8 protein-coding genes are annotated in these 12,574 nt (G+C 53.6%); 3 read left to right on the forward strand and 5 right to left on the reverse strand.

Going from position 1 to position 12,574, the window contains the following annotated elements; all coding sequences use genetic code 11:
• Positions 1-20: 20 nt before the first annotated feature.
• The 4 genes from CKW13_RS22550 to CKW13_RS22565 are packed head-to-tail and all read right to left on the reverse strand — an operon-like array spanning position 21 to position 2,639.
• On the reverse strand, positions 21-1,352 hold the full coding sequence (locus tag CKW13_RS22550) for a sensor histidine kinase (protein ID WP_095110986.1): 1,332 nt from the start codon (positions 1,350-1,352) through the stop codon (positions 21-23).
• The gene (locus CKW13_RS22555; protein WP_095110987.1) at positions 1,349-2,017 is read right to left on the reverse strand and encodes a response regulator transcription factor; all 669 of its coding nucleotides are present in this window, start codon (positions 2,015-2,017) and stop codon (positions 1,349-1,351) included. The genes CKW13_RS22550 and CKW13_RS22555 overlap by 4 nt, the downstream gene beginning before the upstream one ends.
• On the reverse strand, positions 2,017-2,331 hold the full coding sequence (locus tag CKW13_RS22560; protein ID WP_095110988.1) for a PepSY domain-containing protein: 315 nt from the start codon (positions 2,329-2,331) through the stop codon (positions 2,017-2,019). The genes CKW13_RS22555 and CKW13_RS22560 overlap by 1 nt, the downstream gene beginning before the upstream one ends.
• The gene (locus tag CKW13_RS22565; RefSeq protein ID WP_095110989.1) at positions 2,331-2,639 is read right to left on the reverse strand and encodes a PepSY domain-containing protein; all 309 of its coding nucleotides are present in this window, start codon (positions 2,637-2,639) and stop codon (positions 2,331-2,333) included. Before CKW13_RS22565 ends, CKW13_RS22560 begins: the two co-directional genes overlap by 1 nt.
• A gap of 124 nt (positions 2,640-2,763) precedes the next feature.
• Between CKW13_RS22565 and CKW13_RS22570 the strand changes: the two genes are divergently transcribed.
• From CKW13_RS22570 to CKW13_RS24835, 3 genes are all read left to right on the forward strand, one after another.
• Positions 2,764-3,843 (forward strand): hypothetical protein, encoded by a 1,080-nt coding sequence (locus CKW13_RS22570; protein WP_095110990.1) that lies wholly within the window; start codon positions 2,764-2,766, stop codon positions 3,841-3,843.
• Between the two features lie 102 nt (positions 3,844-3,945).
• Positions 3,946-4,302 (forward strand): 6-carboxytetrahydropterin synthase QueD, encoded by a 357-nt coding sequence (gene queD, locus CKW13_RS22575; protein WP_017736453.1) that lies wholly within the window; start codon positions 3,946-3,948, stop codon positions 4,300-4,302.
• 166 nt (positions 4,303-4,468) lie between these two features.
• Positions 4,469-9,502 (forward strand): hypothetical protein, encoded by a 5,034-nt coding sequence (locus tag CKW13_RS24835; RefSeq protein ID WP_256576655.1) that lies wholly within the window; start codon positions 4,469-4,471, stop codon positions 9,500-9,502.
• A 744-nt stretch (positions 9,503-10,246) separates the two neighbouring features.
• Here the strand turns inward: CKW13_RS24835 and CKW13_RS24295 are convergent.
• A complete protein-coding gene (locus CKW13_RS24295) occupies positions 10,247-12,109 on the reverse strand; it encodes a hypothetical protein (RefSeq protein WP_141234010.1) in 1,863 nt (620 codons plus the stop codon).
• Positions 12,110-12,574 lie beyond the last annotated feature (465 nt).

Here is a 12,574-nt window from a genome sequence, read left to right on the forward strand (position 1 = left end):
CCACAGGGGATTGGGCGAGTTCAAGCCCGGGCAGGGCCTGCGCCTTGCGGCAACTCGACAAGCACTTTCAACCCGCCCAAGTCACTGTCGGCCAAGTACAACCGCCCGCCCCAGGCGTCGACAATGTCGCGCACGATGCCCAGGCCCAGGCCATGGCCGTCGGTTTGCTCATCCAGGCGCGTGCCACGGCCCAGCACCTGGTCGCGGCGCGATGCAGGAATGCCCGGGCCGTCGTCTTCCACCGCCAGGTAAAACCCCGCACCGTCCTGCCCGATGCTCAGGCGTACCTGGGCGTCGGCCCATTTGCAGGCGTTATCCAACAGGTTGCCCAGCAGTTCCAGCACGTCTTCGCGGTCTCGGGGCAGGTGCAGCCCGGGGCTCATCACCGCGTCGAGGGCCAGGTGTTGGCCGTGGATCATGTTCAAGGTGGCGAGCAAACCCGGCACTTCGGCGTCGCAGTCGAACTGCGCGCCGGGCAAGGCGTCGCCGGCCAGCCGCGCGCGGTTGAGTTCGCGATTGAGGCGCTGCTGTACCTGTTGCAGTTGTTGCTCCAGCAGTTGCCGCACCTGCGGCTGACCTCGCAGTTTTTCGCTGGCGGCCAGGCTCATCAGTACCGCCAGGGGCGTCTTGAGGGCATGGCCCAGGTTGCCCAGGGCATTGCGCGAACGCTTGAGGCTGTCTTCGGTGTGGGCCAGCAAATGGTTGATCTGCGCCACCAGCGGTTCCAGTTCCCGGGGCACCTGGGTGTCGAGTTGCGAGCGCTGGCCACGCTGCAATTGGGCGATTTGCTCGCGCGCCGCCTCCAGCGGGCGCAAGGCGCGGCGCACGGTGAGCCGTTGCAGCAAGAGGATCAGCAGCAACGCCGCCGCGCCCAGGGCCAGGCCCACTTGGCGCATGCGCAAGAAGCTGTCGCGTACCGGGGTGTAGTCCTGGGCAACGCTGATGGAAATCGCCTGGCCCAGACGCCGGTAATCGCTGCGCAGCACCAATAACTGCTGGCCTTCGGGGCCCAGTTGCAGGTTGCTCTGCAACCCGGCCTGTTGCAGTTGGGGCAGCTCCTGGTCCCACAGCGAGCGCGAGCGCCAATGGGTGTCGGCAAAATCGATGCGAAAGTAGTGCCCGGAAAACGGCCGCTGATAGGCCGGCGACAAACGCCGCTCATCCAGTTGCAGCCCTTGCGGGCCACGCACCAGGGCCGCCAGCAGGTTCTCGCTGTCGTTACGCAGGCCCGCTTCGAGGTAGCGCTGCAAACCCACTTCAAACAGCCACAGGCTGGTCTGCGCCAGCACCAGGCCGACAATCACCAGCACGCTGACCAGCCCCAGGCTCAAGCGCCGCTGGATCGACCTCACTGCCCCGGCCCGCCAAACAGATAGCCCTGGCCACGGCGAGTCTCGACCACATCGCGCCCCAGTTTGCGGCGCAAGTGGTTGACGTGCACTTCCAGCACGTTGGAGTCGCGTTCGGTTTCGCCGTCGTACAGGTGCTCGGCCAAATGGCTTTTGGAGAGGATCTGCCCCGGGTGCAGCATGAAGTAGCGCAACAGGCGAAATTCCGCCGCCGTCAGTTGCACCTCGGCACCGTCGCGGGTCACGCACTGGCGGCTTTCGTCCAGGTGCAGGCCGGCAGCCTTGAGGGTCGGTTGGTTCGCCTGGCCGTGGGAGCGGCGCAGCAATGCCTGCACCCGCAGGTGCAGTTCCTCCGGGTGGAAGGGTTTGCTCAGGTAGTCGTCGGCCCCGGCCTTGAGCCCTTCGATGCGCTCAGCCCAGGAGCCGCGCGCGGTGAGGATCAGCACAGGCGTGGCCAGCCCGGCGGCGCGCCACTGGCCCAGCACCTCAAGCCCCGGCAGGCCCGGCAAGCCGAGGTCGAGGATGATGAGGTCGTAGGGTTCGCTGCTGCCTTGGTACACCGCGTCGCGGCCATCGGCCAGCCAATCGACGGCATAGCCCTGGCGGCTGAGCCCGGCCATCAGTTCGTCGGCCAGGGGTACGTGGTCTTCCACCAAAAGCAGGCGCATCAGTCGTCTTCCTCGTCTTTCAATAAGCGGCCGGTGGTGGCGTCCAGGTCCAGCTCGCGCACCACGCCTTGAGCCGTCAGCAACTCCACTTCATAGATGTACACGTCGTGCTTTTCTTCCAGCTCGGCCTCCAGCAAGCGCGCGCCGGGGTAGCGGCCCAGCGCCTGTTGCAGCAATTGCTCCAGCGGCAGGATCACCCCCTGCTGGCGCAGGCGCAGGGCTTCGTCCTGGTCCAGGTCGCGGGCCAGTGCCAGGGAGCAAAACAGCATCAATACCAACGCCGCTCGAGTGCGGGCGCGCCTATTTCGCGTCATTACCTGTCCTGATGGTTCTTGAGGATGTGCCCGGAAACGGCGTCCAATTCCAGGTCCCACTCGACACCTTGGGCATCGCGCAGGTCGAGTTGGTAAATGTACTTGCCGTATGCCTGCTCAAGCTCGGTTTCCGTGATCGTCGCCCCAGGGTGTTCGGCCAGGGCCTTGGCGTTGAGGGTTTCAAAGGAGGCGATAGTACCAGCGTCGCGCAGGCGCAGGGCTTCGTCGGGGCCCAGGTCGCGGGCCTGGACCAGACCGATGCCCAAGCCCAGAAGGCAGGTGGCGGACAGGGCAATGAGGATTTTCATGGGGTTCTCCATTGAGGCGGTGTAGCACAAGGCCTGTACGGTAGCGCGCCGAACTTAACTGAAACTGAATAGCCATCATCGGCCAGCCTTCTATAATCACCCGCTCGCCCGCAAAGAGGCCGGTATGACCGCCATCCACATCAAGTTCCCCGCCCTCACCCTCAAGGCCGGCCCCCGTGCCCTGGCGCGCATCCGCGATAACGGCCTGCATGCCCGCGACGTCGGCACCCTGCCCGGCGCGGCCGGTGGCCCCAAGGCCCTGGGCATCCAGGGGCTGGACCTGGCGCTGTTCGGCCAATGGCTGGCGGCGGCACCCCGCGAGCGCTCGCTGATCGGCGCTTCGGTGGGTTCCTGGCGCTTTGCCAGCGCTTGCCTACCGGACGCCGCCGAAGGCCTGCGCCGCCTCGGCCAGCTCTACAACGAGCAACGCTTTGCCAAAGGCGTGACCATGGCGCAGATCAGCCAAAGCTCGCAGCGCATGCTCCACGACCTGCTCGATGGCCGCGACGCGCGAATCCTCGACAACCCCCATTACCGCCTCAACATCATGGTGGTCAAAAGCCACGGCCTGCTCGCCGACGACCATCGTGGGCGCCTGGGGCTGGGGCTGTCGTCGGTGATTGCCGACAACCTGCGCGGCCGTTCGCGCCTGGCGCGGCATTTCGAGCGCCTGGTGCTGCACGACCCGCGCCTGGCCCCGCCGCTGCACGCCCTCACCGACTTCCCCTCACGCTTGGTGCCGCTCGATGCCGCCAACCTGCGCCAGGCCTTGCTCGCCTCCGGTTCCATCCCGATGGTGATGCAGGGCGTACGCGACCTGCCTGGCGCCGGCGCGGGCACCTTCCGCGACGGCGGCCTGCTGGACTACCACCTCGACCTGCCCTACAGCGGCGATGACATCGTGCTCTACCCGCACTTCACCGACCGGGTCATCCCCGGTTGGTTCGACAAAAGTCTGCCCTGGCGCCGCGCCAGCCCCCAGCGCTTGCGCGATGTGCTGCTGGTGGCGCCGTCGCGCGAGTACCTGGCACGCCTGCCCTACGGCAAACTGCCCGACCGCAACGACTTCAAGCGCTTTATGGGTGACCCGGCCGGCCGGCAAAAATACTGGCGCACCGCTATGGACGCCAGCCAACGCCTGGGCGACGAGTTCCTCGAACTGGCCGACAACGGCGGCCTCGGCCCACGCCTGCTGGCCCTGTAACGCCCCCCGTCAGGCTTTTTCCGCACGGCCAAAGCCAAGCTGCTAAACTCGCCGCCGCCTTTAACGCCGCGCCCGCCGCCACCTGACAGAGCTTTAGACACTGTGGAAATTTTCAAGGAATTTACGTTCGAGTCCGCCCATCGCCTGCCCCACGTGCCCGATGGCCACAAGTGCGGGCGCCTGCACGGCCACTCGTTCAAAGTCGCGATCCACCTGAGCGGCGACCTCGACCCGCACACCGGTTGGATCCGCGACTTCTCCGAAATCAAAGCGATCTTCAAGCCGCTCTACGAGCGCCTGGATCACAACTACCTCAACGACATCCCCGGCCTGGAAAACCCCACCAGCGAAGTGCTGGCCAAGTGGATCTGGACCGAACTCAAGCCCCTGCTCCCGGAACTGTCCGCCATCCGCATCCACGAAACTTGCACCAGCGGCTGTATCTATCGCGGGGAGTAACCAATAAAGGGGAAAAACCACCGCATGCGGTGGTTTTTTTTTTGCCGAGATGGGCAAGTACGGCACCATTCGTCGTTACTGTCAGATCTGACAGTAGCCAGCCTCCTGCTACTGGGTATTTGATGATTTAACGCTTCCCGCGCATCAAACACTGAAGGAGCCTGTCATGACCAAACCCAGCAAACCCACCGTACACATCAACTCTGGCAGCCATAGACTGCTCTCTCCATTAATTCTTCCTGCCGGGAAGATACCAATGCCTGCCGATGAGAACTTAGGTCCTGGAGGTTACGGCATCGGCGTTCGTACTGTTGAAGGGGGGCTCAAATTCAGAGTCAATCCATGGTCAACAATGAACTCGCAGGATTACTTACGGGTATTCTGGGACATGGAGCCACCCGGAGATCCACTCTGGGACAAACTAATAGAGGAAGATGAAGAGAACCAAGCGATAGAGGGTACTCTTGACCCCTCGAAAATTCAGCCGGGAAAAGTATCGTCAGTATTGTATGACGTTCGGCGAGCTGGGAGTTCTTCATCGGAACCGTCCGTGCAGAACAAAGTTCTGGTCAAACTCAATCGCCCGGGCGGCCTACACAACGACAGTACCGGGCCAGGACACTCCGAACTTCACTTCGACCTTCCTCCCGGGGCAATCGGTTTACCCGAGGCTCAGAACGGCGTACCTATTAAGGTGAGTTACCCTAATATACGAAAAAACGACACTGTCGTTATCGGCTGGGGCAATCAGAGGAGGTACTTCATTGTCAGCCAAGAGCAAGCTCTAAATGGATCGTTGGAAGTAATTATCGACAAAGAAACCATTGAGGCTGCTGGGGACGGTGAGATTGGGGTGGTGTACCAAGTCGTTGATGTGGTCGGTAATTACCCGGACCCACGCGCCCATTGGTCAAAAGTCAAATATGCAGAGGTTGACCTAGCCGGTAACAAACTCCCCATACCAGTGGTCATCAACCCCGATCCCAATGCGACAGATCATCATGTAATTGACCTCAACAAATTGCTTGAAAACAACCTGGAAGTACTCGTCAATACCTTTGGCGGTCAATTCCAAACAAACGACACCATTATATTGACTTGGCACGGAACCCCCGCACAGGGCTCGCCGATCATCTATATCAGCGAGCCAATTCCGGTGAGGCAGATCGGCGTCCCCGTGATGTTTGAGGTAAGCAACTCCAAGGTGACGGCTATCGCCCAAGGGTTCGCCAGCGTGTCCTATACGCTCAAACGCGAAGGTGCTAATGAGCGCCCCTCCAAAGCCGCCAACGTCAGCGTAATCGGCCAACTAAAAAACCTTAAGGCACCTAAAATAGAGCAAGTATGTGACGGCGTGCTGGACCCGAATGAACGCTGGGCAACCGTCACGATTCCTTACTACGAAGGACGTGACCCTAGTGATGTAGTGACGTTGATTTGGGAGGCTTACCGTGGCGATGGCTCCCTAGTCACCTACGAAGATGCACGCCCGGTAGGCGAAGCGCCGCAAGACCAGGCAATTCTGCGCGATGTGACGCGAGAAGACTTTATCCGTTTCAATGGTTTAAATGTCGATGTTTACTATCAAGTCGACGATGGCAAGAGCAGCCTATTACTGGTACGTGACTCTCTGGTATTCAAAATGCGGGTGGGTGAAGTCCAGCCGACACTACCTCTTCCCGAAGTGATAAACGATCACGGCTGGATTAACCCGGACAAGATACCTCCCTCCGGGATCCGCGTAATCATGCCCTACGTACATACTTGGGTTGGGGATAGAGTCACCCTACGTTGGCACGGTTCAAAGGTGAATGCACCTGACACCGTAATCACCCTGAGCACCGCAAACGCCGGGAGCCCGGTAACTTTCACTGTACTTAAAGAATACATCGTCTCAAATTTCCACGGACAGATCACGGTCGACTATAGCATAGTGCGCAAAGGCGAGTTACTCGGCAACTCATTTAAATTGGACCTGCGTGTCGGAGCCGCACCTGGATTCATAGTCGGGAGCCGATCACAGTCCAGCCCTTACTACTACTCCACCCCCTCTCGACTAGTAGCTGTCGTTGAAGATAGCGAAACTGTTCGTTGGACATACGAAGGAGACTTAGAGGGAAGCTCCAGCCGATCTTTTCTGGACACAGAACCTGAGCGAGCACTAAAGGTTACGATAAGCAATGCTCAACTAACAACGGAGACGACTCTGCGAGCCAACAATATTACCGGCACCTATTACTCTCCAACGCATCACAGCGGGTGCATTGTCAAAGATGATGGAACCCTGTTTGGCTGGAGCAGCATTGCCCACATGAGGCCTCCACCAGACCTAAAAGACGTACTATTCGTTGCAGGCGGAGGGCGTGCTTATGCCACGATTCAAACAGACAAAAGAGTCAGATCCTGGGGAGAACCCGAATATGGAGGATCTATTCCTCCTCAATTAATTCAAGAACTTCAAAACATCCGGAAGCTGGCTGCAAATGGTGGAGCATTTGTGGCACTACGACTGGACGGAGCGGTGATCGCTTGGGGTCATGGGGACTATGGCGGTGTGATTCCCGCAGCCATTTCATCTCAACTGAGAAACGTGAAGCAAGTAGTAGGAAGCACATCAAGCTTCACAGCCATTCTAAATAATGGAAAGGTCTTGAGTTGGGGTGCTGAATGGCCCGAAGGCCAGTTAATTGAGCCCGCCGAAGGTGCCTTGAGCATTGTCGCCAATAATAGGGCTTTCGCCGCGATCACTGCAGATAATCGCGTTGTTGCATGGGGCTCTGCAGAGCACGGTGGAAATATACCAAGCCAAATAGAGGTGCAACTACGAAATATCACCCTCTTGAGCAGTACCAGTGCTGCGTTTGCTGCATTAAAAGAAGACGGAACAGTTGTTGCCTGGGGTCATCCACGCTTCGGCGGCCTGCCCGAAATCAATCTTTCTAATATTCAACATATCCAAGGATCTACAACAGCATTCTGTGCGTTGACAAAAAATGGGCAATTAGTGGCTTGGGGTGAAAAAAATGAAGGCGCCGACCTGCCAATTACCTTATTTCCCTCACTCGCCCTCTCCAGTGCTTATGGCACGTTCGCAAGTATACTTGAAGATCGATCCTCAGTTTCTTGGGGAAAAATAAATGATCTCTACGCTGCATCCGCGGTCAATGCGATATACGCCGCAGGTGCTAATGTGGTTGCTCTGACCGCTCAAGGCACACTTCACCCTTCGGGTGCTAATTCGCCTGACCTTGACTTCCTTGCAGGGAAAATCTCTTACACAAAACCATCTTACGAACGACTTCCAGCGAACACAGACCACCCTAGGGAAAAAATATTTAACAGCGTTACAGCCATACCAACAGTAAGGCAAGTAGAAATCCTAGGGGAAGCCAACGTGGGCGGCACCTTACGAGGAAGTTATATATATGAAAACGTGGACCAAAACCCAGAGGGCGTATCAATCTACCGCTGGTACATCAACAATGTAGTCAGCGATCAATTGGATCTAAAGATAGTAGAGGCTTATGCGGGCAAACTGGTGACATTCTCAGTCACCCCAGTCTCTCTCTCTAACGAAGTGGGGGTAGAGACGTTTTCACAACCAAAATTGGTAATGACAAACGGCTATCAAAACATTTCCGACTCTGAGAATGAAAATAGCTTTATGAAACAGCATGGTAATTTTTCATTCTATACGCCTGAACCCCCTGACAGAATTTTCGTCTCTACGGGAGGCGCATTTTCCTTGTTAGACGGAAAAACTCAAGATGTTCACGTTCGCGGACAAAATGAATATGGCGCAGTTGTTCCACCTGCGATTGTTCAACTGCTTAAGAACAATCCAGCCGCTGTACTTTTCTCAACGGAAAGAGACTTTGCGGCTCTAGTCAATGTACTAGACAGTAACCGCTTACTCTTATGGGGCCAAAATATTCCGGCCAATACCAGCGGCATAAAGCTCAATGGAATAAAATCCGTTTACAGCAACCGCGATGCATTTGCATTCATATATAACAATCCTGCCCCTGGAGATTACGCCATAGGCGCTATTGGAAACACTGCCAGCGGGGGAACGGTCCCCGAAAAAATCCAGATGAAGCTTTTCTTTGACCCTCCAAAAGCCATTTACGCCACAGAAAATGCGTTCGCGGTTTTAACCAACGCAGGCAAGGTATACGCTTGGGGAAATACAACTAATGGCGGAGTAATCGGAGCACAATCACAAGCGCTTTTAGACAGCATTGTGGTTACAAATATCGTCTCTACAGCAACATCGTTTTGTGCAATCGATGACTATGGAGAAGTTGTAACATGGGGCTTAGCCGCTAATGGCGGGGTCATTCCAGCCAAGACACTGGAAAGTATACTTGATGACGGTGGAGTTCTTTCTGTCATTGCCAGCCGAGCTGCATTCTGCGCAATCACTCGCGGCAGAAAAAAAGCCTATAGTTGGGGACTTAACGGCCAAGGAGGCGACATGTCGGTCGCCGCAAAAGGCCTGGCTGTTAGAGGTAACATTGTAATCTGCAAAGCCGCGACATGGGCGTTCTGCATCATAAGCACAAGCGGGCAAGCAGAAGCTTGGGGAGCGGCGGGCCACGGGGGCGTTTTACCTGAAACTAAAACAGAGCCGGCAAGTATCGGAGAGCTCTTGGGAGCGTCTCAAAAGAAACAGATAGAGGAACTATTCGCTTCTATGCCCCCACAAACAGCTCTACTAGAAAGAGTCACCTCGCGGGTGATTACCGTGGGAGGCATTATCAGCTTATATGCCAATGATGCCAGCTTCTTCCTTTTAAGCCGAAATGAAAACGGCACCACTCATACCATAATTACTTGGGGCCAAGCTAATGCAGGCGGTGTTATTCCAGGCCCAATCAAGCAAGTAATGGAGGCAAGCCTGATTACCGGAGTCTACTGTACGAATGGCGCATACGGCGTAGTCATGAAACAAGGTGCGGTAGAAGGTGCAGTCCAAGTCTGGGGCACATCGCTGGCCATGCTGGATGCCGGTGAAATCCCCAAAGAACTGGAACAACACCTGAAAGATGGTGTAGTAGAACTCTACTCGATTAAACGCATGCCACCTGTCAGCCCTACTCCGTCTCGACCAGATCCGTCGTTTGGTGCAAGAAAAACAGATGGCAGTTATGTACTATGGGGGGGAAATGTCGTCAATCAGCACTTTATCCCTTCGTGACCTGAAAACAAACAGGGCTATTTTCAGCCTGAAATAGCCCTGTTTTTTTAATATGCTTATATTCAAACATGACACATCAAATAGACAACCCCACACAAAACACAAATCCCGCTCTGGATACCTTTCTGCCTTCCCGCATACCCAAAACAAGTTATCACTCAATATATTTAACGACCACCCTACAAGTACTTAGCCAAAGTAACGCAACTAGCATCAAGAGCAGAAAACAACCTGATAGTACATAATCGCACCCAACAGCTACAAGCCACAATGTAAATTAAGGGCTTTTTAACAAGAGTAAGCTTAACAACGGAAAAATCAAGACGCAGAGGTGGACGAAAATAGAAGTACCGTTCGAGCAGTAAAATTCCGATCCGGCAGGTGAAATATTATTTTGATAACCCGACCGAAAAAACCACAACCACACCAATGACAAAATTTAGTGCACATACACCGGGCAATTTCCAACCGATACAGAGCACCATCCTCTTAACATGCAACAACCATATTTGCACTCAAGGATCAAGCGGCGCAAAGGAGTTAAAAAGAGCCTGGACATTGATACAACATTTGATTCCACGGTCTTCTTGAACGAAACAACCTGCATTATGCCGCAACACCAAAACCAATATACAAAATCAAACGAGAGAATAAATAAAGGCCTTCCGGATGGTTGGCCTTTAACAGAAATCACACCATGCCCAACATCGTAGGGCCCTACATGACTCTGAATAGAAGCCTTACTTATTGACCCATACACGGCGCCCCTGCGGTCTTTCTCGTATATTTTACGCATGTAAACTCGGATTGTGCCTTTGAGCCATCCTGTAGTTTTGTAACCTCCCAAAAAACACGTATAGAACCATCTACTACAGGCTCTATATATGGAGTGAAGGGCACAATAAAAATCACTCCATCAGCAACATCTGACGGCTGAATGGACCGTGGAAACAACCCTCGAGTAACCTCAACTGGAACACCGTCCGTACGATGATTATGCATCACCCAGTGCAAAACTATTCGATCACCAATACTCAGATTATCAGGATCGTAAATCTGCACAGGCACGCCTTCCCATGGCTTATGTTCACACCGAATTATATTGTTCTCTACATCTCTGATAGGAAAAAATGCGGGCTGGACATTATCCGCCCCAAAAATACTCACATTCACAATCGTGCTAGGAGATTGCTGAAAATTATTCGTATTCGACACTCTATAGAAGAGCTCTATCCTTCCATCTCCGATACTATTTATGATCGACCATGGAACGGAAAGCTCCACAATATAACCATCACCTTCAAACCCATCTATAGTATAGCTATCAACCACCTCACCTGAGAAACCATAGTGAAGTGTTATTTCCTCTCCTACCTGATAGGGTTCATACAGTGAAAATGTAACATTCATGGATTGATTCTTATCTTCTGGCAATAGCGCATTTTCAACACCAGAACTAGTTCCTTTCGCCCTCGGCTTTTCTAAAGAATGATTAACAGGCCCTATATCACTATTCGAAGGCCCTGGCACCACTAGATTTACAGACACTTGTTCGGAGGGGGACTTAACATAACCTCCTCCGTGATAAACAAAATATTCGACGATCGCCGTGTAGGGCTCATCTGAACCATGAAAGGAGACAGTTTCCCAATCAACAGGAATAACAATAGGAAATTCACAATCATTGGAAAGAGCGATACTGGGAAGCTCTACCCCTCCCCAATAAGCCACAATAACGTTATTTTCAGAGAAACCTTGATACTCTTCAATTGTCACACTTAGACCTTCAAGAACATCATATCTGCTAATACTGTCACTCCCCACAACGGGTTTTTTCAAGCCAGCCGGAACAGGCATCAGGCTGACAATGACATGATCTTTTATGGAGTATTTGGTTGCATTTCCCGAGCGATCAACGATACGGTAATAAAGCGCTTTTTCTCCATCACCTTTTTCAGCTATTGTTTGACCGCTGATACGGATCTCAAACATCCCAGAGGCACTTACAGACCCCGTTAAAACAGGACTCTCCTCTTCCCCCCAATACAGCTCCCACAAGTCACCCGATTGAAAATCATCTGCACCGGGAACTACCACTTCAAGATGCTGCTGATGAGAATCCAAATATTGCTGCGTAATCACTTTGCCTTCAAGATCGTCCGGCAATATAACTGGAAGCGGAACTTTCCCCAAATTAGGATCGGTAGTATCTACTGAAACAATTAATGCTTCAGAGCCTGCTGAATTACCATCATTATTTATAACACTGTACGTTATCTCTTTCTTCCCACTCTCTAGAAACTCCTTACCTGTGACTAAAAATGATTCGGGGAATTCCTCAGCAGCAGGACCATAAATACGCTGCCCATTTGCCATTTTACGATCTATGTAAAATACAATATAATCCACCTCACCTTTTTTTGCAGAATTAACCCAGAGTGGAACCCGCACTAAGACCCCAACACTCTGCTGAGAGACTGGTAACAAGTTTAATTCTCCACCTGCAATGTTCTTTAGCGTATTCAGTGGCTCCGGCGCCGACAGTTTCCTGCTAGAGAGTGGGTCTACGCACACCAACCCAGGGCTCCACGGTTTATTTAATGACATAATTTACTCTCCATTCCACTCACAAGTCATATTCCTCGGAAAGGATGCCGAATCTCTATAACCATCAACCACCCTTTCCTGTCTATTTAACATCTCTTCCCCCCCTGCAAGTAACTGTCAATTCTGACAGGTACGCCAACAACTTCCGACTAAAAACACTTTTAGCTATAACGTTCGGAAATAACATGAAAATAAATAAACCTACAGCACCATTAGTCACTGGCAATACGAAATACACTGCCAAGCCTTATTTAAAAAGCATTTATCCAGCCCCCCTATACAACTAACAAACCCACACCCCCGGCAATTTAATGCCTTCAAAATAAGCACAATTGCTACTTATATTACCTCCGTAGTTACAACTAAACTTTGTACATCTACAACACTGCTAGCGAATACCACAGGCGGTATGTGAACTACTCCAGAGTAACCGCCCGATACTGCGCAATAGACGAGCAGTGCTCG

The organism is Pseudomonas sp. Irchel 3E20, from assembly GCF_900187645.1.
Classification (GTDB): Bacteria; Pseudomonadota; Gammaproteobacteria; order Pseudomonadales; family Pseudomonadaceae; genus Aquipseudomonas.

Coding starts and splice junctions, on each gene's coding strand:
- CKW13_RS22555 (WP_095110987.1), bottom strand. CDS start 2,017: ATGCGCCTGCTTTTGGTGGAAGACCACGTACCCCTGGCCGACGAACTG.
- CKW13_RS22560 (WP_095110988.1), bottom strand. CDS start 2,331: ATGACGCGAAATAGGCGCGCCCGCACTCGAGCGGCGTTGGTATTGATG.
- CKW13_RS22565 (WP_095110989.1), bottom strand. CDS start 2,639: ATGAAAATCCTCATTGCCCTGTCCGCCACCTGCCTTCTGGGCTTGGGC.
- CKW13_RS22570 (WP_095110990.1), top strand. CDS start 2,764: ATGACCGCCATCCACATCAAGTTCCCCGCCCTCACCCTCAAGGCCGGC.
- CKW13_RS24835 (WP_256576655.1), top strand. CDS start 4,469: ATGACCAAACCCAGCAAACCCACCGTACACATCAACTCTGGCAGCCAT.
- CKW13_RS24295 (WP_141234010.1), bottom strand. CDS start 12,109: ATGTCATTAAATAAACCGTGGAGCCCTGGGTTGGTGTGCGTAGACCCA.